This is a genomic window from Bacillus salacetis (genome assembly GCF_049177075.1).
Classification (GTDB): Bacteria; Bacillota; Bacilli; order Bacillales; family Bacillaceae_B; genus Rossellomorea; species Rossellomorea salacetis_A.
The window spans coordinates 4144672-4166662 of the sequence record NZ_CP185377.1 but is presented as its reverse complement, the minus strand read 5'-3'; the positions used below and the strand labels follow the sequence as shown (position 1 = coordinate 4166662).

General features: G+C 44.0%; 24 protein-coding genes and 1 riboswitch. Of the genes, 16 read left to right on the top strand and 8 right to left on the bottom strand.

Annotation, left to right across the window (positions count from 1 at the left end; all coding sequences use genetic code 11):
* The first annotated feature begins 77 nt into the window (after positions 1-77).
* A riboswitch (cyclic di-GMP riboswitch) is annotated at positions 78-164 on the top strand.
* Between the two features lie 71 nt (positions 165-235).
* Entirely contained in the window at positions 236-1276 is a 1041-nt protein-coding gene (locus tag ACOJQI_RS21430) for a GGDEF domain-containing protein (protein WP_421381933.1), read from the top strand.
* A gap of 37 nt (positions 1277-1313) precedes the next feature.
* Here the strand turns inward: ACOJQI_RS21430 and ACOJQI_RS21425 are convergent, their stop codons facing one another.
* Both ACOJQI_RS21425 and ACOJQI_RS21420 read right to left on the bottom strand, forming a co-directional pair.
* Positions 1314-1517: a hypothetical protein gene (locus ACOJQI_RS21425; RefSeq protein WP_421381931.1), complete on the bottom strand. Its 204-nt coding sequence runs from the start codon at positions 1515-1517 to the stop codon at positions 1314-1316.
* 103 nt (positions 1518-1620) lie between these two features.
* Positions 1621-2301 (bottom strand): plasmid pRiA4b ORF-3 family protein, encoded by a 681-nt coding sequence (locus ACOJQI_RS21420; RefSeq protein ID WP_421381929.1) that lies wholly within the window; start codon positions 2299-2301, stop codon positions 1621-1623.
* A gap of 99 nt (positions 2302-2400) precedes the next feature.
* Between ACOJQI_RS21420 and ACOJQI_RS21415 the strand changes: the two genes are divergently transcribed.
* The 4 genes from ACOJQI_RS21415 to ACOJQI_RS21400 all read left to right on the top strand — a co-directional run bounded on the left by ACOJQI_RS21415 (position 2401) and on the right by ACOJQI_RS21400 (position 8034).
* Positions 2401-3306, top strand: a complete 906-nt coding sequence (locus ACOJQI_RS21415) for an acetamidase/formamidase family protein (protein ID WP_421381927.1) — start codon at positions 2401-2403, stop codon at positions 3304-3306.
* A gap of 517 nt (positions 3307-3823) precedes the next feature.
* The gene (locus tag ACOJQI_RS21410; protein ID WP_421381925.1) at positions 3824-5191 is read left to right on the top strand and encodes a cell wall-binding repeat-containing protein; all 1368 of its coding nucleotides are present in this window, start codon (positions 3824-3826) and stop codon (positions 5189-5191) included.
* A gap of 311 nt (positions 5192-5502) precedes the next feature.
* Positions 5503-7503: a cell wall-binding repeat-containing protein gene (locus ACOJQI_RS21405; RefSeq protein WP_421381923.1), complete on the top strand. Its 2001-nt coding sequence runs from the start codon at positions 5503-5505 to the stop codon at positions 7501-7503.
* A gap of 126 nt (positions 7504-7629) precedes the next feature.
* A complete protein-coding gene (locus ACOJQI_RS21400) occupies positions 7630-8034 on the top strand; it encodes a hypothetical protein (protein WP_421381921.1) in 405 nt (134 codons plus the stop codon).
* Positions 8035-8153: 119 nt separating this feature from the next.
* Here the strand turns inward: ACOJQI_RS21400 and murB are convergent, their stop codons facing one another.
* Both murB and ACOJQI_RS21390 read right to left on the bottom strand, forming a co-directional pair.
* Positions 8154-9074, bottom strand: coding sequence for a UDP-N-acetylmuramate dehydrogenase (murB, locus tag ACOJQI_RS21395; protein ID WP_421381919.1), 921 nt, complete (start codon positions 9072-9074; stop codon positions 8154-8156).
* A gap of 212 nt (positions 9075-9286) precedes the next feature.
* Entirely contained in the window at positions 9287-9436 is a 150-nt protein-coding gene (locus tag ACOJQI_RS21390; protein ID WP_421381917.1) for a hypothetical protein, read from the bottom strand.
* Positions 9437-10326: 890 nt separating this feature from the next.
* Between ACOJQI_RS21390 and ACOJQI_RS21385 the strand changes: the two genes are divergently transcribed.
* The 8 genes from ACOJQI_RS21385 to ACOJQI_RS21350 all read left to right on the top strand — a co-directional run bounded on the left by ACOJQI_RS21385 (position 10327) and on the right by ACOJQI_RS21350 (position 16846).
* On the top strand, positions 10327-11175 hold the full coding sequence (locus ACOJQI_RS21385; protein WP_421381915.1) for an LPXTG cell wall anchor domain-containing protein: 849 nt from the start codon (positions 10327-10329) through the stop codon (positions 11173-11175).
* 54 nt (positions 11176-11229) lie between these two features.
* On the top strand, positions 11230-11910 hold the full coding sequence (locus tag ACOJQI_RS21380; RefSeq protein WP_421381913.1) for a class D sortase: 681 nt from the start codon (positions 11230-11232) through the stop codon (positions 11908-11910).
* Between the two features lie 425 nt (positions 11911-12335).
* Complete coding sequence (locus ACOJQI_RS21375; protein ID WP_421381911.1) at positions 12336-12803, top strand: hypothetical protein; 468 nt, start codon at positions 12336-12338, stop codon at positions 12801-12803.
* 85 nt (positions 12804-12888) lie between these two features.
* Positions 12889-13023: a hypothetical protein gene (locus ACOJQI_RS21370; protein ID WP_421381909.1), complete on the top strand. Its 135-nt coding sequence runs from the start codon at positions 12889-12891 to the stop codon at positions 13021-13023.
* 547 nt (positions 13024-13570) lie between these two features.
* The gene (locus ACOJQI_RS21365) at positions 13571-14812 is read left to right on the top strand and encodes an ABC transporter substrate-binding protein (protein ID WP_421381907.1); all 1242 of its coding nucleotides are present in this window, start codon (positions 13571-13573) and stop codon (positions 14810-14812) included.
* 75 nt (positions 14813-14887) lie between these two features.
* The gene (locus ACOJQI_RS21360) at positions 14888-15769 is read left to right on the top strand and encodes a carbohydrate ABC transporter permease (RefSeq protein ID WP_421381905.1); all 882 of its coding nucleotides are present in this window, start codon (positions 14888-14890) and stop codon (positions 15767-15769) included.
* A 30-nt stretch (positions 15770-15799) separates the two neighbouring features.
* Positions 15800-16609, top strand: coding sequence for a carbohydrate ABC transporter permease (locus tag ACOJQI_RS21355; protein WP_421381903.1), 810 nt, complete (start codon positions 15800-15802; stop codon positions 16607-16609).
* Positions 16610-16684: 75 nt separating this feature from the next.
* Entirely contained in the window at positions 16685-16846 is a 162-nt protein-coding gene (locus ACOJQI_RS21350; RefSeq protein ID WP_421381901.1) for a hypothetical protein, read from the top strand.
* A gap of 55 nt (positions 16847-16901) precedes the next feature.
* On the opposite strand, the gene ACOJQI_RS21345 is transcribed toward ACOJQI_RS21350, so the two are convergent.
* The 4 genes from ACOJQI_RS21345 to ACOJQI_RS21330 form a co-directional block, all read right to left on the bottom strand.
* Positions 16902-17150: a phosphatase gene (locus ACOJQI_RS21345; RefSeq protein WP_421381899.1), complete on the bottom strand. Its 249-nt coding sequence runs from the start codon at positions 17148-17150 to the stop codon at positions 16902-16904.
* A 15-nt stretch (positions 17151-17165) separates the two neighbouring features.
* Complete coding sequence (locus ACOJQI_RS21340; RefSeq protein ID WP_421381897.1) at positions 17166-17426, bottom strand: hypothetical protein; 261 nt, start codon at positions 17424-17426, stop codon at positions 17166-17168.
* Positions 17427-17561: 135 nt separating this feature from the next.
* Positions 17562-17969 (bottom strand): hypothetical protein, encoded by a 408-nt coding sequence (locus tag ACOJQI_RS21335; protein WP_421381895.1) that lies wholly within the window; start codon positions 17967-17969, stop codon positions 17562-17564.
* A gap of 549 nt (positions 17970-18518) precedes the next feature.
* Positions 18519-19685: an MFS transporter gene (locus ACOJQI_RS21330; protein WP_421381893.1), complete on the bottom strand. Its 1167-nt coding sequence runs from the start codon at positions 19683-19685 to the stop codon at positions 18519-18521.
* 283 nt (positions 19686-19968) lie between these two features.
* On the opposite strand from ACOJQI_RS21330, the gene rbsK reads away from it, so the two are divergent.
* From rbsK to ACOJQI_RS21315, 3 genes are all read left to right on the top strand, one after another.
* A complete protein-coding gene (rbsK, locus tag ACOJQI_RS21325) occupies positions 19969-20823 on the top strand; it encodes a ribokinase (RefSeq protein WP_421381891.1) in 855 nt (284 codons plus the stop codon).
* 111 nt (positions 20824-20934) lie between these two features.
* On the top strand, positions 20935-21699 hold the full coding sequence (locus tag ACOJQI_RS21320; RefSeq protein ID WP_421381889.1) for an SMI1/KNR4 family protein: 765 nt from the start codon (positions 20935-20937) through the stop codon (positions 21697-21699).
* A 36-nt stretch (positions 21700-21735) separates the two neighbouring features.
* Positions 21736-21966 carry a hypothetical protein gene (locus ACOJQI_RS21315; protein WP_421381887.1) on the top strand — a complete coding sequence of 77 codons (231 nt, stop codon included), beginning with the start codon at positions 21736-21738 and terminating at the stop codon, positions 21964-21966.
* The last annotated feature ends 25 nt before the right edge of the window (positions 21967-21991 follow it).

Genomic DNA, 21991 nt, shown 5'->3' with positions numbered 1-21991 from the left:
CTTTAATGTGTTAAAGTGCACATTAATGTCTTGAATTACAAGTAATTCCGGTGTAATATAGGTAATAAGTACTATTTGGGATATTTAGGCAAATCAGTCGAAAGGCTGGGACGCAAAACTACAGGGGCTACCATCCGATAAGGATACGCCAGCCAGTTGCACATCACGGTATTGCGCCCTCTTTGAGTGCGTTTTTTTATTTGCGCTACATTAGTGGAATAGGGAGAGAATGACTATGACAAACGCAATGCCGCTGTCACTTCAAAAATTAAAATATCGTTTCTATGCTGTTTTGGTACCTATTTTTCTTTTCGTCTCAAGCCTGGGGTTATATGAAGAAAGCCGTTCGGCTGCGCCGAATCGAATCAATATAGTAGTTCTTCCACTCCTGGTTCTCCTTTATATCGTCTGTTCCTTTATCGTCTTTTTCAAGAAGGAATGGATAGAAAGAGCAGAGAAATTCATGATTATCTCCATCTGTATAGTGAGCGCGGTGAAATTCACTTACGTAGTCAACTATGAACTTGAAGAAACTATGAGCCTGGGGACCTTCACATTTTGGATGCCCCTATTTTATATGTTTCTGTTCTTCCTATTAAACATCAGGTGGGCTCTTATTACAATGGTTTCCACCTATATCTGGTTTTTAGGTGTGGGGATTTATAAGTTGCCCGATCTTGTGGATACTTCCGCAGCACCCATGTTGATTCAGTATTTCTTCGCCAACCTTGTCTTCATCATAACGTTGTTCTTTTTACAGACGGTAAAACAAAGATACATCAAAGCTGAAGTGCTGGATGAATTGGCTAACACTGATTATCTCACCAGCCTGCCAAACCGAAGAAAAATCGATGAGGAGCTTCTGAGAGCTCTGGACTCCAAACAGCCGATGTCCATAATATATCTGGATGTCGACCACTTTAAGTTAATCAATGACGAGTATGGTCATAGCACAGGTGATAAAGTGCTGGTAGAGTTTATAAACGTTATAAAAAAACTGCTGGAAGAAACCGATTTTTTTGGACGCTGGGGAGGAGAGGAGTTCATCATTATTGCCAAAAATAGAGATGTCTATGATACGAACTTTCTCGCAGAAAAAATCCGAAATCATGTTGCCGAGTATGAATTCGAAACAATCTACACACTCACGGCAAGTTTCGGTGTAACTGAATCACAAGATGATGATACTCTCGATACCTTATTGAACCGGGCGGACAAAGCATTATATGAAGCAAAGAGGAATGGAAGAAACCAAGTCGTTTCCAATATGAATTAAAAAAAGCAGTCTGGGCCGCATGCCAGACTGCTCACTCTTACTCCTGCACCTCTGAAACAGCAACATGAGTAACTTTTTTTAATTGAATCCTGTATAGAACGCCATCTTCCTTAAATACAAAGTGATCGGAGTCATTTCCGAAAATTTTATGAAGAACGGTTGCTTCTGTACGTTCCTCCTCTATAAAAAAAGACACGGTGTTTTCTTTATCAAAATGAAAATCGACACGGAATGTTTTCAATTTATTTTCTCCTTTCAGATGTCTTATGTTCAATAAGTAGTTTCCCGTTGAGAAACGGAATAAACGTTGAAAAGGAGGAAGGGATATCAAAACGAAAAAGGTCCTATTCTAAAACCATTTCCTGCAGGAGATGATTCGTTTCGTCCAGGTCAAAATGTTCTGGATCAAGTCCCTCTAGGATCTCCCGATAAAAGTTGATCTCCTCATCATCCGGCCCGCTGTCCTTCAACCGTTCCAGCATACGCAGATAATGATCAATTCCGCGGATTCCCTCAGGAGGAGCAGCGCGTTTCCCCTTCAAGCATCTTGGCGAAACTACTTGCTCATCAAGGATTTTTTCCAGCTCTACATGATGCTCCCAATTATTCCTGAAATCATAAGTATAATTCAGTTTCTGCCCCTCTTTTTGAAGAACATTTCCGAGCAGCACCTTACTGGAGTCATGGGCTTCCCTGAAATTCGGCAGACCGAAATCTTCCTCCTCTATCAACTCCGGTTCAAAAATGACATTTCCCAAATGAAAATCATATGATGATAAGTCTGTCCATCCCATGGCGGTTTGGATGATTCTATGAAGCTGATGAAGGGTGATGCGGTCCTGCACAACGATTCTTCTCCAAATGGGAGGCTTGGCTCTTTTTAATGAAACCTTCAACTGATATACATAGCCATTAGTCGGTGCAGTATAATCGATTTCCACACTTTTAGTTAGTTTGGCAGCGTTTAATTGTCTAAACTTTTCTGAATCCTTTATAATATTTCCTATAATACTTTTGAGTTCCATTAAGTCAAAGCCTCCTTTATTCCCAATAGTAATCAAAATGAAGGGATTTTAACCAGAGGCAGCCAAAATTAATATAAAAAAAGGAAAGAAGGGATTCCCTTGTTAACAATTCCGAAGGATCAAATTTTCTATGCTTTCAACAAAGAGAACAGCATCTCACAAAGAGTAAAATCAGGCATGACTCTTGCGATTGAAACATGCGATTGTTTTCAGGACCAGATAACATCAGAAGACACAGAGCTTAAGGCGTTGGACTGGGATCAGATCAACCCGGCAACTGGCGCAATTTATGTAGAAGAAGCTAAGCCTGGCGATATTTTAAAAGTTAAAATCGAAAAGATTGAGCTGGCCGATCAAGGAGTCATGATGGTGGAACCGGGTCTTGGTGTGATGGGGCACAGAATCGAGGAGTCCGAGGTGAAAATGATTTCAATTGAAGAAAATCATGCCGTGTTCAATGAAAAATTGAAGATCCCGCTCAATCCGATGATTGGAGTCATTGGCGTTGCACCTGAAGAAGGCGCCGTTTCCAATGGAACACCGGGACCTCACGGCGGCAACATGGATACGAAATTGATTGCAGAGGGAAGCACATTGTACTTGCCGGTTTTCCAGGAAGGAGCATTGTTCGGTCTGGGTGACCTTCATGCAGCCATGGGTGACGGGGAGATCAGTGTATCAGGGATTGAAATAGCCGGAAAAGTAACTGTCACTCTGGAGGTAGTGAAAGGTTCATCCATCCCGTATCCGTTTGTCGAAAACAATGAAGGGATTGCCGTTCTCGTTTCTAAAGAAACAGTGGATGAAGCAGCAAAGAGTGCAGTTGAAATCATGGTCGATACGCTCCTGCCGCAGACAGATCTATCGCTGAATGAAATCACCATGCTGTTCAGCGCCGCCGGCCAATCGCAAATTTCACAAATCGTTGACCCGCTGATGACAGCAAGGTTCCTTGTCCCACACTATGTTTTGGATGCCATTGGAAGGCCAAGCTTTCATAAATAATAGGAACTGATTGATTGGAGAGTTTTCGAAGGTGTAAAAAAATTATGAACTAGGCCAGCCTTAAACGTGAGGGGCAATGGTTTTCCTTCAGGCACTCTGCTTCAATTGTGACCGTTGGCTGATTGCTTTTAAAATGAACATCTTATCCTGCAGCGTAAGCATTCTCCAGCTTTTCACTTTAATCTTCATAAAAATCGCTCCTTTATTAGGTTCTTTATGTGATTTCTCGATGAAGAATTGCACTGCTTTTTGGCCTAGTTTTGTTATATACACTTATTACCCGGCTTTAAACACAATATAAACAACAAAAATTCCAACAATTTCCGGGGAAATATGTCGAAGGGACAGGGATGCCGAATTCCTTGTCCCTTTTTGTGGTTACAGCATTACCAAGGGATTCTTCCCATTGCATCAGGGCACTCCAATCCAAAACAGCCTAGCCAGAAAAAGTAAATTACCCTATAATTAACTAGTCGGAATGTAATATTTTGATAGTTTTATAGAAGGGGTTTGTATAATGAAGAAATGGACTTTTTATGTTTTATCATTCTTGTTAGTCACGGCGGTTTTCGGACCTTATCAAAAAGCGGAGGCTTATTACTGGGTGCCGGATTATGGCGCGGATGAAATTGAGCCGAATAACTCTGTCTCTAATGCCACTGGCATGGAAACAGGACAATATATGAAAGGAAAGTTTCAAGCAGCACAGGACATTGATACATATAGCTTTGATATTCATGATGATTCTAACAAACTGTTAATCGATGTGGATGTCGACCCGGGAATACAGCCGCAATTTAAGCTGTTCGACCATAATCACAATCAGCTGGAACCAACTTTTACGGACGTTCATGATTCTTATCAGCTTCTTGAGTTTGACCTTAGTCCTTCAGAGCCTGGTGTCATCAGGTCTTTCTACGTGGAAGTAACGGAGAGGGATGGGAAAAGTTCAGATGCCCGCTACGGCTGGACGCCGGTGGCTTATGAGGAGCATGACTTATCCATTGAAAGAATTGCGGGAAACAACCGTTATGAAACAAGCGTGGCAGTTTCTCAAACGGGATGGCCTGATGGGGCGGAAAATGTCATCATTGCAAGGGATATTACGTTTCCAGATGCGCTGGCAGGCGCACCATTGGGATATCAATTGGATGCCCCCATTTTATTGAACCCAAAGGATAAGCTTCATGAGACGATTGAATATGAGATTGACCGCCTTGGCGCTTCCACCGTTACCATTCTGGGTGGGGAAAATGCGATTTCAAAGTCGGTGGAGGATTATTTGCGGAATACAATGAAGTTGACCGTTAAACGAATTGCCGGAGCAAACCGTTATGAGACGGCAGCGAAGATAGCCGGTCAATTAGAAGGATATGACCAAGCTATGGTTGTGGATGGCGGGAATTATCCGGACGCTCTGTCGGCGGCCCCATATGCGGCGGCCCTTGGAATGCCTATTTTGCTGACAAAAAAGGATGAACTGCCGGATCCGACAAAGGCTGCTCTGAAGGGCGTCAGTGAAACCTATGCCATCGGCGGACCGAGTGCGATCAGTATCAGTGTGAAAAATGAACTTCCGGGAGCAACCAGAATCACAGGTTTGAACCGTTATGAAACCTCTGTAAACGTTGCGAAAGAGTTTGATGTTTCAGGGGATGCTGCCTTCCTTGCGACAGGGGAAAATTTTGCAGATGCCTTATCCGGATCTGTCCTGGCGGCATTTTTATATGAACCGATCTTGCTTGTAAAAACACATGAAATTCCGCAAGTCACTAAAGAATATCTAGTAGAAAAAGGAACGTATGACTACACGATTCTGGGCGGCGAAAGTGCATTAAGCTTTGGAGTCTTAATCGACATCTATTCTCTATTTGAAGAAATGTAATGGGATACGGGGACTCCGTGTCCCTGTTTTTTTGTGGAAACGGCCCGCCCCCAACCGCGCGCCTGTTTGCTGAATTTTACCAAATTGGCAGCGCAATCAAATAGAAGTTTTATGGGAGGCGCTTCATAAAATTTTTAGGACCTGACCGCCAAAATTCTACTATTATTTGGGAAGATAAATGGTATGATAGATTGGGATATATCGTATTAAATTAGTATTTTAAAAGCAAAAGGGAACAGTACATCAGAAGTCGATATTGAAATACAAGTTTAATGGGAGAATCTCAAAGAATACAAATAAGGGGAGACATAATGAAAAGGATTTTGGCTTATTCGATCGTTACTTTGTTGGCGCTTTCAGCTATGGTTTTTCCAAACAAAGCAGAAGCAACTAGTGAATACTACCGGATCTCTGGTGACAATCGTATTGACACGGCGGTTGAGATATCCGGGACTGGATGGGATTCTTCAAACATAGCCATCCTGGCAAGGGCGGATAACCCGGCGGATGCATTGGCGGCCGCAAGCTTGTCAGGGAGGTACAGCGCTCCAATCCTGTTGACCTACAAGGACAGACTTCCAGACAGCGTACTGTGGGAACTCAACCGCCTGGATGTAGGCAAGGTGTATGTGCTGGGCGGAACTTCAGCTATACAGTCGAACGTGGAAAAAGAATTGAGAGACAATGATTTCATCGTCAAACGGATTTCCGGTGATACCCGTTTCCAGACAGCCGCCAATATTAATATCGAAGCCAGATTGAATACCGGAACGAAGGCCATTGTCGCTAACGGTTATACGGTTGCTGACGCATTATCTGCTTCAAGCACGGCAGCGATCGACGGAGTGCCGATCTATCTTACAAATAAAACGAACCTGCCTGTAGACCTGCCAAGTTCTATAAAAGAAGTCACGATTTATGGCGGGGAAACAGTCGTTGGGAAAGAAGTATCTGACTATTTAACGAAAAAAGGAATCAAAGTGACTCGTATCGCAGGTGCGAACCGTTATGATACGAATATCCAGTCACTCAATGCATCGAGAGCCGATGACATCATCATGGTCAGGGGAACATCCGTCAGTACGGAAAAAGAAGATTATCCTGATGCGGTAACAGCTTCCGGGCTGGCAAAAGTCCTCAATGCCAATATCATTCTGACACATCCGACCAAGGTAGTGCCGGAAGTAGAAGAATTCTTCAGTTACAGCCGTTTCATCAACATTTATGTACTGGGCGGCGAGATGGCAGTTTCATCGGATGTCGTGTATGGCTCAAGTGCCTTTTACGACACAGATGTCCCTTACTTTTTTGAAGAAGAAGTGGTCGATGCGGTCGTCCATCCAACAGAACCCATCATCTACTACACAACTGAATTTGATCCGGATATCTGGATGTTGAACTACGAAACCGGTGAATCTGAAACTTTAACCTTCTCTTTTGAAGAACAGCCGGAAAGCCTTTATTTTCATGACGGCAGCTTATATGCGACCCTTGTAAAAGGTGAGCACAGCCCTTACTGGTGGACTGAAGATCAAGAGGGGGCAATTGCGATCATCGATGCAGCTTCCTTTGAAGTCACGAAACAATTTGATACAAAACTGGATCCATTCGATATTGTCGTTGATAAAAATGGTTACATCTATATTTCTAGCGGTTCCGGGCAGTGGACTAACATAAAGAGTTATGATGAAACGGGAGCAGAAATCCGTTCCAGCTACCCTTACAATTCCATCAGAAACCAGAGTTATATCGAATACGATCCAGCACATAACTTAATTTATGCGATTGACACAGATGTATCCCCGAGAGATATAGCTGTATATACTCCTTCTAATACTGGAGAACTAGTAGGCTATCACGAGTCCCCATATCATGGTGACTATGATTTAGGTGATTTTGGACACATGACCGGCATCAAAGTTTCGCCTGATGGCAGATATGTCTTCAATAGCGGAGGACATGTATTCAATGGTGAAACCCTCGGATACAAAGCCGGACTTGACCGTGAGTACACGGATGTCGTATTTGATGAGACAGATAATCAATTCATGCTTGGCCAAAATGGAATCATAGTAACCTATGATTTCAGCAGCTTCAAACCGAACTGGGCGCTTTCAACTTACGGGACCATCGAAAAAATGATGCAAAATGAAGATGCAATCGTCATCCTGTCGAAAGGATACTTCGAAGGGTATGACGCACCAATGTACTCGCTGGAACTTCTGCACAAAAGCAGTAACCAGCAACAACCGGGCAGTGTATCAACCGCTGGCCATTCCAAACCGGCAGACGCTGCATCAGCACCACAATAATTGAAAAAAAGAAAGGTGCGGCCCTTTTGCGGGGCCGCACCTTTCTTTACCGCATTAAAGCAGTGGGGGACAGTCCCCCACTGCTTTAATGCGGTAAAGTGAAGATTAAACAGCGAGGTGATTACGATGGGGAGCATTTTGAAGAAGGAAGAACTGCCTTTTCGGAGAATTGACTTGAGCAAACTGACCGAGAAGGAGCAAAAGAGATATACAAACAAAATGATATTGCTTCACTGGTTTTCAAAGATTAACAAAAAGGCACCAATATCCAGTGTCTGGGGGGACACTGCCACGCGAAGTTTTTTCCTTGCTATCAGGAAGGACTACTTCCCAAATAAAGCTATTGTGTTTAACGGGGCACGTGGAAATCTTACAAGCCTGGAAGCTTATTATGATGTCGTGCATGAGACAGTCGAAACACCTAAAGAAGTCCAAATACGGAACACAACCTATATTTACGACATAGCTGAAATAAAAATCAAAATGATGATCAGTTATGATGGCCATGAATTTATTGGGGAATTCGACTGACAGGTGCTCCCCAACAAAAAAGCTTTAACACTCTAAAGCGATGGGGGACTGTCCCCCGCCGCTTTAAAGCACTAAAGAGGCGGCCCTCCTTCCATAGGAGAACCGCCTCTGTATCATGATTATTCCAAATCCTCGCCAAGGATCCGCACTTCACGCTCAAGCTCGACATCAAATTTCTCTTTAACGGTCTTTTGAACATGCTCAATCAATGAAATATAGTCCTTAGCCGTTGCGTTATCCTTATTAACGATGAACCCGGCATGCTTCGTGGAAACTTCCGCACCACCGATATTCTTGCCCTGCAGCTGGCTGTCCTGGATCAACTTACCGGCAAAGTAGCCCGGAGGACGCTTGAACACAGATCCGCATGAAGGATATTCAAGCGGCTGCTTGGACTCACGCTTATAAGTCAGATCATCCATAACAGCTTTAATTTCCTCATAATCACCAGGCTTCAATTTAAACGTTGCTTCCAGCACAATGTCCCCATTATCCGGGATATTGCTCGTACGGTAATCCAAATCAAGCTCGGAAGCCAAACGCTTAACAAGATTCCCTTCCTTATCAACGACATAAGCATAATCAAGGACATCCTTGATCTCCCCGCCATAAGCACCGGCATTCATATAAAGAGCACCGCCGACTGTCCCCGGAATCCCACAGGCAAACTCAAGACCGGACAAACTTTCCGCCAATGCTCTTCGGGAAGCATCAATGATCCGCGCCCCGCTTTGTGCCACAAGCGTAGCCCCATCAGTCGAAATATCATCAAGATGCTTCAAATTAATGACGATCCCGCGGATGCCGCCATCTTTAATGATCAAATTCGATCCATTCCCAAGCAATGTAAACGGAATATTCTCTTCATTAGACAGCTTCACGACATTCTGGACTTCTTCATACGTAGTCGGGGTGATAAAGAAATCCGCTTTCCCGCCAAGCTTCGTGTAAAGATGATCCTTCAGCATTTCATCCACTTTAATATTTTCGGTTTTTACAACATCAAGCAATTTATCATGAATTCTTTTGTTATCGATCATAGACATCATTCCCATTTCAAGTTTTATTTCCCCTATAGGTATCAGTCTTTCCCTTATAATTATATGCCTAATACCATCTAAAGTTAAACTTTTTAAGGAGAAGAAAGTTCCAGGTGCAGCTATTTCATCATAATACATTCACGGGCGTTTTTAAATGGAAATGAGTATTTTAAAAGTTATGTAGGAAATCAACTTCACAAATGTGAAATTGATTACTCTTCTATCATTTTATATCGATGATATTCAATCTTACTCCTGATCTTCGTTTTAAACTCTTCATCCAAACAGCCTTCCAAAATAGTCCTGTTATATCCCAACATGAAGTTATGCCACATACGACGAATTTTGGTCAAGGTTTTCAATGGAATAGCCTCCCCGAAGTTTTCTTGTAATTATATATATACCTTCCCGCAGGATTTTAAACCAGTACCGAAAAGGGTCGGCCTATGGTCACGAATGGAGGAACTCTATGGAAAAAAAGCAATATTTTTATAAAAAATAAGGACTATTGGTTTAGCCCTTGGGTTGCCGGGTAACTTTTCAATGTACGCCGGCAGGTAAAAAAAGTAAAAAGACCTTGCATACATAACCAGCAGGAACAGCATATCAAGTGCAATGGTCGGCCCCCCTGCCACACCGAAAAGATGAACAGAAAGGAGGCAGATGCTGCTAGAAAAAGCTTTTCTTAGAACTCGTCTCCATCAGAATGCACCTAGATGCACTTCCTAAGGCGTAATCGACCAATAACTTTGGCGTGAATGAAAAACTTGGTCACTTCTTCACCGGAATGGACCAAAATCGCCAGCCGAATCGCAAAAAGAGGTCGATTAATCGTTGGAATAGTCCAGAATCTAAGGCTGCACCGAAAGATTTGGTCAGTTTTTCAGATTAATAGACCAAATCCTCAGGCAGCGCCGCAAAGTTTGGTCACTTCTTCAGCGAAAAGGACCAAGATTTCCGACTGGCCCGCAGAAATTGGTCACATCTTCACCGGAATAGACCAACAACTCTGACCCACAAACAAAACTTGGTCCATTCCAAAGCGGAAAGCACCAAAATATCCAACCAACCAGCTAAACCTGGTCAATTCTCCATCAGAACAAGCCAGTTCAAAACCGACCAGTCAACTAAATACACCCATAACTCCAGCCACCGCAAAAAAAATTGGACACTTCCCCGTCCAAATAAACCACCATCCAAGAATCAACATAACCTTCACAGTCCAAAATCAAAAAGAAAAGAGGTACAGAAATTGAATAAAAAACAAACAACGATTTTTTCAGTACTGATTACTCTCTCTTTGGTCCTGCTGAGTCTGCTCGGTACTTCCCCCGCAGCCGCGGAAGGAAATGACGAATCCACCGCCCAAAACATGAATACAGAGTTTAAAAAGATAAGGATCGCGCTTATAGAAGATGTAGAGATTAAAGATGCTGTCCTGCTGCTGAAAGATGGGACAAGTATTGAACTGGGCTCTGACGATTCTTTTGACCTTGATAAAAGCTATCATGTTGATCAAGTTTCGGAATTTGAGGCCACTATAAGCGGGGAGCAATACACCGTTCCGCTTTCAGACCCGCAAGTGGCACTCGGGACACTGATCATAGAAATCAGTTTTGAAGAAGGCCAAGAGGTATCCGGAGCGACACTTGAGAGCCCTGAAGGAAATGAAGGGGAAGCGGAAAACTTTACTGGAGTGAAGCTGAAGGCCGCTGAAGGAATAGAAGTCGAAGCAGCAAAACTGGTCCTGGCGGATCTCACTCCCGTTTTGCTGAAAAAAAGCGAAGCCGGTGTTTTTCTGACTGGTGATGAACAAGTCAGCAGGGATGATTTATTTGTCGTGATGTTGATGATTGATGGTAAAGAACACACAATCAATTTAAAGAATAGAGACTATCAAATCGATGCAGAGGGATTCCTCCACATTTCAATTGATGAAGAAATCCTAAACGGAGGAGAAGAGATGGATGCTGCACCTAAGGAGAGCGGAATGCTTCCTGAAACAGGTGACAGCAGCGATGCCATGTTCTATCTTGCCGGATTGCTGCTCATATCCCTTGGCATGTTCTCTTTAAGAAAAAGAAAGCTGTGTGAAGAGTAAGACTGGCAATGGGAGGGGGAGATTCCTCCTCCTATTCTCTTAGTGAGGTGAAATATGAAAAAAGTATTGCCCTTTGTAATAATACTAATTGGACTAAGCGTTGTGATTTATCCTAAAGCGGCAGACATGCATGCTTCCTACAAACAGGACAAGCTCATGCAGGAATGGGAAGATGAGATGGCTCCTGGAGATCAAGATAGTGTTTCCACTGACCCGGTACAAGAAACGGCTCAGGAAAGCTATATCAATCTTGATGATGTGTTTGACCCTTCTGCCAAAACCGAAGACGCTGTTTCCCAGGAAAGGGAGAGAGCGTCAGAAGCCGGCACCGAAGAATCCCTGGGGCACCAAATGCTGGGCATCATCACGATTGATAAAATCAATGTAAACCTGCCTATACTCAGAGGAGCTTCCCAGAAAAACCTAAAGTATGGCGCAGGCCATCTGACAGGGACTGTCATGCCCGGCCGGAAAGGAAACAGTGCCATTGCCGCACACCGCAGCAGAGAATATGGAAAAAATTTTAACCGATTGGGCGAAATCCAAGCAGGGGATGTCATCTCAGTGAAAACCAGGGGAGGGTCCTTTCAATATGAAGTAACCGGCACGAAAATCGTCAAACCAAGTGATTTGTCCGTTCTTCAAGAAAGTGATGGCTCCATATTGACACTGATTACCTGCGATACCATTGATAATCCGGTCAACCGGCTGATTGTCAAGGCCGAAAAGCTTTAGAAAAAAGCAGATTCTCTTATGAAATTGCTTTTTTATTGTTTGAAGTTCTATAAAAGTTTTATGGGGAAAAGGGTTATCTTCTCCATCCAGCTCCAGCGGCTAGCCCCTCGGGGTCATAAGCCAATCCGTCAAGAAGGTTAAAGAGCAACCTTCCCGCCGGCTCGTCTTATGCCTGTCGGAGCTGATCAAGCCGCTTCCGCTTTTGATCATCCAGCTCCAGCGGCCAGCGCCTAGCAGATTTCAGTCTCTCTCCTTGTGATAAGTCATCATCGAATCGCTTCGCTCTTCGTGATTCCTTTATCTCATGCGAGAGCCCTCCAATCTGTACGGCGCTGAACGGCCGCTTCCGCTTTTGTTATTTGTCTTCATAGTCTCCAACAGGTTGTCATACCTATAAAATATGGCACTTAATAAAGGAGATTACCATGCGAAGACGAAACTCACCACTTCCTTTAGTGGCATTCGGTCTTATTCTTATTTTTATCGTGATACTCGTTCTGAGATCTTGCGCGGGAGGCAGTTCGCCGCCGGATTCCCCGGAAAGCGTTATAAAACAATTTTATGAGTACGAACAGGACGCTGACTTCGGGAACTCGTGGGACCTGTTCCATTCTGAAATGAAGGAAAGGTTCAAGAAATCGGCCTACATCCAGACGAAGAATCATGTGTTCATCGGGCATATGGGTGTTGAAACGTTTGAGGTGAAAATCGGCGAAATCAAAAAGTTGGAAGAGTGGAAGATGTCCAAGGACAGCCCGGTTTTCAAGGACGTATCGGCCGCCGATGTAACGATGGTCTACAAAAGTCAATTCGGGGTTTTGGAGATCAACCAAACATGTTACACTGTGTTGGAAAAGGGAGAGTGGAAGATACTCTGGGACTATGATTTTTAACTTGAAAAAATATTAAAAAATCAGGTTTTAAAATGACATGTCCGGGTATTTAGAAACTAACTTTTTAATAGGAGGGTGAGAGACTGTGTCACTATTGTTTACCAAAGCACGCGAAATGTTTGAACAGGATGCCAAACGAATTGAGAAAAGCGGAGAAGATTTATCTGCTAACCGCGTCTATCGCAGTAAACCTTCACCCATGGGCTTTAAGAAGAAATAACAATTAAACACCATTAACAAAACCAGCCCAAAAATGGTCTGGTTCTTTTTTTTGTTGTATAGGGAATTAAAAAAGTTGTAGGTTGTGGATAACAAAGATTGATATCTGCATCCAGCTCCAGCGGCCAGCGCCTAGCAGATTTCGGTCTCTCTCCTTGCGATAAGTCAACATCGAAACGCTACCGCTCTTCGTGTTTCCTTTATCTCATGCGAGAGCCCTCCAATCTGTACGGCGCTGAACGGCCGCTTGCGCTTTTGTTCCGTAAAAATTTGTCATAAAATAAACTTTTTTGAATATTCATGTTTTAGAAAATACGAAGCGGGGTACTGAAGTAATTAAGGGACCGGCAACTGGGATAAGGATGTTTTCTTACATAATGAAATCGAATAATCTTGTCGGAAAAGAAAAAGAAAGGGGGAACGTGCCTCATTTTGTCGACTGAATGCTCAATCAGTCTACACTCATGATTTAAATTATCAGAAATTTCAAATTCTAACTTTAAATCCATTACCCACATAAAAAAATTATAAACAAAGGGGATCTCAAAATGAAAAGAAAGCTATCTTTATTATTGATGTTCATTCTGTTGGTTTCCAGTTTCCTTGCAGGATGTTCTTCTTCAGAGAACGGTTCTGCGGATGGGGCGACGGAAATCAGCTTTATCCACTGGCGCGGGGAGGACTCTGAGGCATTTAAAGAGCTGATCAGCCGATTTGAGGAGGAAAACCCGGATATCAAAGTGGAAATGACGGTCTATCCTTCTGAAAAATATCAATCTACCGCACAGACACTTCTTCGTGACGGATCCACTGGTGATGTCTTCACCGCCTTCCCTGGATCTCAATTTGAAATTATCAAGAAAGCAGGCCTTTTTGAAGATTTAACAGGAGAGGAGCTCGTCGGAAACTTTAATGAAAATCTTCTGGCTGCCGGCCAGGATGGAGATAAACAGCTGGCACTTCCGTTGCAGCTTGTCTATAACCAGCCGGTCTACAACAAAACCTTATTTGATGAGCTGGGCTTGGAACCAGCTGAAGATTGGGAAGGATTCCTTGAACTCTGCGAAACGTTAAAAGAAAACGGATATACCCCGATTGCGTTCCCTGGGGCAGACATCGGTCCGGGACAGATGATGAACTCCATGATGATGAACAATGCGCCTGAAGGCATTTTCGGTGAATTGATGAATGGAGAAACCGAACTGACGGAGGACTGGTGGGTCAAAACACTGACTCAATTCCAGGAGCTTATGGATAAAGGCTATATCGGCGAGGATGCCCTTGGTATGAAGCATGAAGGTGCGATCGCTCAGGTTGCCCAGGAAGAAGCGGCGATGCTTGCTTCAGGTTCTTATGCCATGGCGAATGTAAAGGAATTGAATCCGGATATCGAGCTTGGCCTCTTGGCACCGATCACGGTCCCTGCCGACGAAGCTGAATATGCAGGAATCCATACGACCACATTCATGCTTGCCGTGAACAGCAAGTCCCAAAATAAAGAAGAAGCGAAGAAATTCATCGACTTCCTTTCACAGCCGGAAAATGCCGAGTACTATGCCAATGAAACCGGCCAGTTCCTGACGATTCCGGGAGTCAATTATGAATCGGAATCATTGAAAGCGGCGGCTGATTGGATGGATAAAAACACCCGCTTCCAGCCTCGTTACCTGATTCCTGATGCAGACGTAGAGAAAGCGGTCATTGCTTCCATCCAAAACGTCCTAAGCGGAGAGGACCCGGAAGCAGCTGCAGAACAAGCACAGGAAATCGTCGACCAAAAGATACAATAAATCTTGATGGGAGAGAGGCGACTCTCTCTCTTCCTATTACACTATGTTTTTGGAGTTTACAAGGAGGGGGTTCCTATGGATCTAAAGAAAAATAAGGTCCTGTATCTGTTTGTCCTGCCGGGCCTGATACTCTATTCGATCTTTTTTATCTACCCGACGCTGAGCGCACTGTTCTACTCGTTCACCGACTGGGACGGACTGACGCCGGACTATAATTTCGTCGGAGTGGATAACTACATAAATATTTTTACCAACGATTCGATATTCATAAAAGCCTTCGGGAATAACCTGAAGTTCATGTTGTTCGTCGTTATTTTTCAAACAGCATTCTCACTATTGTTCGCTATCTACTTAGTCAAAAACACCAAGACCAACGTCTTCTTAAGAGCACTCTATTTCTTTCCTACCATCCTGTCATCCGTATCGGTGGCATTCATCTGGTCGTTCGTCTATGACCCGAACCTGGGGATCTTGAATACCCTGCTTGAAAAAATAAATCTCGAAGCCTTGACGCATAACTGGTTGGGGGATCCGGATATCGCGATCTTCTCGGTGGCCGTAGTCCAGGTATGGATGCACACAGGGCAGATGCTCATCATCTTCGTTGCCGGCCTGCAGAATATCCCGAATGATTTATACGAAGTGGCCAAAATCGAAGGGGCTTCCAGGTGGCAGCGATTCCGGTTTGTCACCTGGCCTTTAGTGGCGCCAGCCGCAACCATCGTTGTTGCGTATACAACGATTCAGTCGTTCAAGGCTTTTGACCTCATCTTCGCGATGACAAGGGGCGGCCCGAACTACTCGACGGAAATCCTGGCAACGCTGATCTACTCAACAGCTTTCCGAAGCTTTAAATTTGGATATGCTTCGGCGGAATCCGTCATTTTCATGATCGTGATTGCTATCATTACCATCATTCAATTCAAAGTGCTCCGGTCAGACCGGGCGGCGAGCTAATCTATAGAGAAAAAAAGGAGGGGGAAGCTCTTGAAACTGTCAAAAGGCGTTCTTACGATAATCTATGCCTTGCTGATCATCATTCCGGTCATCGCCATCTTTTTCGCAACGTTCAAATCGAATGCGGAAATGTATCAGGACGTATTGGGGCTGCCGGAAAGTTTTGATTTCGTTAACTATGTAACCATGTTTGCCGAAGAGTCAATGAGCACATACTTTTGGAATAGTGTGATCGTCACGCTGATTTCTGTAAGCATGACATTGTTCTTCTCAAGCTTGATTGCATTTGCCATCACCCGGCTGTCAGGATGGCCAGGAAGAATCTTATTCGGTCTGTTCACATTGGGAATGATGGTCCCGGCACAAGTGAACATGATTCCTCTTTATCAATTGGTCTTTGATCTAGGGCTGACAAATAGCCTGACGGGATTGATTCTCGTGAACACCGCGGTAACCACCCCGGTGGCCGTGTTTATTTTGACCGGGTTCATGAAATCACTTCCGAGTTCACTGTTTGAAGCCAGCCGAATCGACGGCGCTTCCAACTGGCAGATGTATGCGAAAGTCGCTATCCCGCTGTCGCTGCCGTCCATCTCGGCTACAGCCATCTTCCTGTTCGTGATGGTGTGGAATGACCTCTTGTATCCATTACTATTCATCACCGACAAGGATTACAAAACACTGCCCCTTGCCCTGCTGGAATTCCAGGGTGAGTACATGACCAACTATCCGATGCTCTTCACGGGAGTCATCATTGCTTCCGCGCCGATGGTCATCGCCTATATCTTCCTGCAGCGTTACTTCGTTGCCGGTATGATGGCGGGATCGGTGAAAGGGTAAAAGCCTGGATTTTTTCCGGGCTTTTTTCTGTGTGGTGAGGTTTGTTGCTTGAAATAGTTTGTTGGAAAATCTGATTTGGCTGATAGAATGTCCAAACCGATTGATAGGCGAGGCAAACTGGTTGATAGACAGGGAAAAGTGGCTGATAGAATGACCAAACTGGTTGATAGAGCAGGTAAAGTGGTCGATACAGTACCCCACTCGTCGATAGACCGGGAAAAACTCTCGATAGGATAGTAACACTAAATATAAAAAGGACAATCACTTCCTGAAGTGATCGCCCTTTTTGCACCTATTTTTTTCTAAAAGAAGTATAAATAACCGTCAAACCGATCACCCCAGCCAGCACCGCTAAACTAAGCGGCAGCGTACCAACCTCAATAAGAGCAGTCCCGAAGACTCCATACCGTCTGTCCCAGCCCTCGCCGCCATCCCTTGTCAAAACAAGAGAATAGACAGAGGCAGAGATTAACGCGGCCCCGTATAAGACGGCACTCGTCAAAAGTAAGGTTACGCCAATAATGATATTTTTAATGTTCATTTGCCCCATGCAAACTCAACCCATGCGTTTTTGCAAAAAATAAAAAGAGATGGAAAACGTGCTGACGGCCAGGAGTAAAAGAGCAATCCCCACCACTAAAGGGATATACGTCCAGGCACGGGTTAACTCGTCGGACACCATCCAAACATCTTCATAACCCTGCCTCGAAAGGGAGGATGCGATACGGCCGCCAAAACCAGACAAAAGGACCAGCAGAAACCCCGCGACAAAGCTCCAGGTCGACACGCCGAATGTTTTAAAAATAAGATTTTTCAAAGTGATTCTCCTTTTATTCAGATGAGATAATTATATCCCCATAAGGGAATAAAAGGGAATGTGTTTTTTTGAAAATTATAATAATTATTATTCGACTTTTCCCACACTTAATCTCTGAAAAACGGAAGAACGTTACTAATTATCATTCAACTTAGGGATTTTTGAAAAATAGAAATCTACAAAGAAAAATAACACACAGCATATAAAACCATAAATTCCAAAGTCCCATCCCAGGAAAGTAAAACAAATCATTCCAACGGCAATATGAACTAATAGGGAAGTCACAAAAGGTTTTACTCGTATCATCTTTCGGGAAATGAATTCTGCGAGCAGGGAAAGAGGGAGTGCATAAAAGAGATTACCTGCCAGCGCTACTAGAAAAGCAATAGATAAAACAGGCCAAACAAAGCCCATATCTATTTCAGGGTCAATAAAGAGATTCCAAAAAACATTAAGCAGTAACATACCAATAACCAAAATAAACGTAACCGCCCACGCAGCAAGGAATTTCCTGATAAATAAAATAGAACTCACCGCTTTCATCAATCATCTATTATTTGTTAATAGTATACAATACTCATTCTGAGCAATGGAATTTTTTTCACGAGCTCTAAAGGACTCTTATTCTATCTTTTAAGAATTAAAGTCCTGTAGAGAAGTTTTAAAGGCCTCTAGTTACACTTTTAAAGAATTAAAGTCCTGTAAAGAGGTTCTAAAGGCCTCTAGTTACACTTTTAAAGAATAAAAGTCCTGTAGAGAGGTTCTAAAGGCCTCTAGTTACACTTTTAAAGAATTAGAGTCCTCTAGAGAGGTTCTAAAGGACACTAGTTTTGCTTTTAAAGAATTAGAGTCCTATAGAGAGGTTCTAAAGACCTCTAGTTACACTTTTAAAGAATTAAAGTCCTCTAGAGACATTTTAAAGGCCTTTAGTTTCGCCTTTTAAAAATTAAAATCCTGTAGAAAGGATCTAAAGGACTTTAGTTACACTTTATAAAAAATAAAAGCCTCTGGAGAGATTGCAAAGAACTTAGAACATGCAAAAAAGCGAGCATCGAATTGACCCATCAATTCAATGCCCGCTTTTTATAAAGACTAACCTAAAACCTTACCTACAACAGGCTTCCTCTCGAACTTCGCAAACATATACCCGCCAATCACAACAGCCGGAATAGCTACAATCGCCATTCCCAGGAAGGCATATCCTGACGCATACTCATATAAAAATCCGCTGACAAAGGTCAGCAATGCAGTACTTAACCCGGATCCGAGCGCAGTGTAAACGCCCTGTGCAGCAGGCAGATCCTTACTTTCAAGTTCTTCATAGACAAGTCTCATGAACGCATAGTGAGTGAGACCGAAAGTAAAGGCGTGCAGCAGCTGGGTCGCCACGAACACCGATACACTCGGGAACAGGAACAGCATCGTCCATCTGAGGACGGCTGCGGAACCGGCAACCATGAACATGATCGAAATCGATTTTCCTTTTAAAAACTTATCAGAAAGAGCGAAGAACAAGATCTCTGCAATAACGGCAACATTCAGCAGGACACCGATATACATGTTGCTGACATGGAGCTCTTTCAGATAAAGAACACCGTAGTTATAGTAAGCGGCGTGGGTGCCGAGCGTAAAAATTACGATGCCCATGGCCAGGACGAATTTTTTAGATTTTAAAAGATTGCGGTACGACATTCTTTCCTGGCCGCGGGGTTCGCTCATGGAGGCAGGAAGTTTCATTAAGGAAGACAACAGGATCGTGATAATCCCGGCAAACATCATATAGATGATGGCGCCCTCGCTGAAAATCGAAGTGATGAAACCGGCCGACAATAGAGCCGATGTATATCCGATGGATCCCCAAGACCTGCTTTTTCCATAATCGATACTATCTTTCTTCATCATGACGGCTGCCATGCTTTCAACAAGCGGCATCAGCATTGGGTAAACAAGGCTGAAAATGACCATGCAAGCCATCATACCGACAAATGAGCTCAACGGGATAAATAGGAGCAGCAAAACGCTGGATGCTGCAACCAGGATGCGGGCCAGCTTACCTAGCGGAATCCGCTGACTGAGCGCCGGAAACAGATAAAAACTAGAAAACGCACGGGCAATCATGCCGGCAGCAACAAGAGACGAAGCAGTAGCAACCGAAAATCCTTTGCTCTCAACAAGCCATGCTGTCCAATACGGAATGAAAATACCCCAGGTGAACATGATGACAAAGAACTGAACGGACAGCCAAGATTGTTTCTTCATATAAAAAAGGGATCCCCCTTATGTATTAGTGAAATTACTGATTTGCGTTATATTCAAGGACAAATTATACGCCTGGCGAGAAGCGGATACAAGAGGAAATTCAGCAGATTTTTGGGTGTTTGCGCTTACATCCCCGGCCCGTCAACACAAAAAATCTTCACCCCTTTAAAGCAGTGGGGGACAGTCCCCCACCGCTTTAAAGGGGTAAAGTGTTCTGTTCATTCAAGTGGTTTTGCTGTAAGATTTTCTCAAGAGATGATAATGGAAAGGAGCGGTCACACACATGATTACGGTACTTGGAAGCATTAACATGGACCTGGTGACCTCAACGGATAAGGACCCTGACTGGGGAGAAACGGTTATTGGCAGCCAGTTTCACACCAATTTTGGGGGAAAAGGCGCGAACCAGGCGGTTGCCGCTGCAAAGCTCGGAGCAAAAGTGCAGATGATCGGCGCGGTCGGAAATGATGCATTCGGCCAGGATTATCTGGAGCACCTGAAACAATATGGAATCAAAACGGAACATATACAAACCATCCAAAACGAACGTACGGGTGTTGCGGCAATCACCTTACATAATGAAGAAAACAAAATTATCGTTGTCCCGGGAGCGAATGCCCACGTCACACCGGAAGTCGTAGAAAAGCACAAAGAAGCCATCCAACAGAGTGAATGGCTTCTGCTCCAGCTCGAAATCCCGGCAGAGAGCGTAAATAAAGCAATCGAAATTGCACACGCAACAGGGACCAAAGTGATCCTCAACCCTGCGCCGTTTCAGCCAATTCCGCAAACGTGGATCGAGAAACTCACTTACCTGACACCAAATGAATCCGAAGCCAACCAGCTGCTGAAACAATACAGCGGGAACAAATTCAACCTCCAGGACAAACTAATCATCACCAAAGGAGAAAAAGGTGTCACATTCTACCAAAACGAGCAGGAAAACCACATCCCGGCCCCGAAAGTAAAAGCAGTCGATACCACCGGAGCGGGCGACACCTTCAACGGCGCATTAACAACGGCCCTTGCGGAAGGAACAACGTTAAAAGAAGCATGCGAATTTGCCAGTAAAGCAGCCGCCATCTCCGTCACCAAACTCGGTGCCCAGACAGGAATGCCGGCAAGGGAAGAACTCTAAGCGAGGCAAAGGGATGTTGTCCGGGTCCACCCGGCACCGGCGCAGGGGAGTCTTCAAGTTACCCGGCTCCCATCCCAGCCCCCAATCCTCCAAGAAAGGACAAACCAATCCATGAAAGTCTGGAGAAAACAAAAAGGTGACATCTACAAACTGAAAAAAATCTCGGAAACACAAATCAAAGAAGCGGAAAAAGAACTCCAAATCAAATTACCAGAAGAATACATCCAATTGATACTAGAGCAAAACGGCGGTGAAATCCTATTCAATGCCCACCCATTACCTTCCTCAGAAATGGAGCACATCAACATAGAACACATAATGGGAATCGGCAGAGACAACGGCCTTTTAGAAAACAGTTACTTGCTACAGGAATGGGGGATGCCGGATGGACTCATCCTGCTTTCTGGAGACGGCCACGCCTGGACAGCCCTTGATTACAGGGATACAAAAGAGAACCCTCCCGTCGTTTTCATCGATAACGAGCAACAGAAAATAACGCAGGTCGCCGGTTCATTCAAAGAATTTTTAGCAGGGTTATATACTGAAGAAGATCCAGAAGGGGACTTCCCGGTTTTCATGGAAAAGGAATGGACATTAGAAAAAGTCAAAGCAGCCCTTGCCTCCGACTTCGAGCAGGAAATCACTCTCGCGTTCGACTACCTAGTGACGAACGCCGCCGAAAACATAGATTTAATCAGGGAAGTATTGCTCGATCTCTTGCGCCATCCTATTCTAGAAGTGAAACAAATGGCAGCCAGTGTCGCACATCACCTGGATGAAGAAGGATACCTATCAAACTCTTACATTACCGAGATAAGAAAGATCCTTCGGCAAGACAGGGATATCGCTTACTATGAGGAAATGTACTTCTCATAACAAAAGGCCAAAAAACCACCAAAAAGGAAGAAAACCATGTTAACTATTCTAAGAATCCTATTCGCACTCACCGCTCTAGCTCTAGGCATAACAGGCCTTCTCACCGACACACTGGCCATTTTACCTTACATGTTCCTTGCCTTAGCCTTCATGCTGGTCACCATGGCAGCAACAGAGTTCAAAACAAAGAGAAACCGCCTTGCCGTCCTGTTTGTCCTGGCCTCAATGGCGTGTTTCTATAACTCCTTAATCGAATTCATCAGGTAAGTTGCATCACAATCCCCGGTTCCCA

Bases quoted from the DNA above. Each gene is read 5' to 3' on its own strand.
- ACOJQI_RS21345 (WP_421381899.1), bottom strand. From the start codon at position 17,150: ATGAACATTAAAAATATCATTATTGGCGTAACCTTACTTTTGACGAGT.
- ACOJQI_RS21380 (WP_421381913.1), top strand. From the start codon at position 11,230: ATGAAAAAAGTATTGCCCTTTGTAATAATACTAATTGGACTAAGCGTT.
- ACOJQI_RS21360 (WP_421381905.1), top strand. From the start codon at position 14,888: ATGGATCTAAAGAAAAATAAGGTCCTGTATCTGTTTGTCCTGCCGGGC.
- ACOJQI_RS21410 (WP_421381925.1), top strand. From the start codon at position 3,824: ATGAAGAAATGGACTTTTTATGTTTTATCATTCTTGTTAGTCACGGCG.
- ACOJQI_RS21365 (WP_421381907.1), top strand. From the start codon at position 13,571: ATGAAAAGAAAGCTATCTTTATTATTGATGTTCATTCTGTTGGTTTCC.
- ACOJQI_RS21335 (WP_421381895.1), bottom strand. From the start codon at position 17,969: ATGAAAGCGGTGAGTTCTATTTTATTTATCAGGAAATTCCTTGCTGCG.
- ACOJQI_RS21400 (WP_421381921.1), top strand. From the start codon at position 7,630: ATGGGGAGCATTTTGAAGAAGGAAGAACTGCCTTTTCGGAGAATTGAC.
- ACOJQI_RS21405 (WP_421381923.1), top strand. From the start codon at position 5,503: ATGAAAAGGATTTTGGCTTATTCGATCGTTACTTTGTTGGCGCTTTCA.
- ACOJQI_RS21315 (WP_421381887.1), top strand. From the start codon at position 21,736: ATGTTAACTATTCTAAGAATCCTATTCGCACTCACCGCTCTAGCTCTA.
- ACOJQI_RS21375 (WP_421381911.1), top strand. From the start codon at position 12,336: ATGCGAAGACGAAACTCACCACTTCCTTTAGTGGCATTCGGTCTTATT.
- ACOJQI_RS21420 (WP_421381929.1), bottom strand. From the start codon at position 2,301: ATGGAACTCAAAAGTATTATAGGAAATATTATAAAGGATTCAGAAAAG.
- rbsK (WP_421381891.1), top strand. From the start codon at position 19,969: ATGATTACGGTACTTGGAAGCATTAACATGGACCTGGTGACCTCAACG.
- ACOJQI_RS21330 (WP_421381893.1), bottom strand. From the start codon at position 19,685: ATGAAGAAACAATCTTGGCTGTCCGTTCAGTTCTTTGTCATCATGTTC.
- ACOJQI_RS21320 (WP_421381889.1), top strand. From the start codon at position 20,935: ATGAAAGTCTGGAGAAAACAAAAAGGTGACATCTACAAACTGAAAAAA.
- murB (WP_421381919.1), bottom strand. From the start codon at position 9,074: ATGATCGATAACAAAAGAATTCATGATAAATTGCTTGATGTTGTAAAA.
- ACOJQI_RS21430 (WP_421381933.1), top strand. From the start codon at position 236: ATGACAAACGCAATGCCGCTGTCACTTCAAAAATTAAAATATCGTTTC.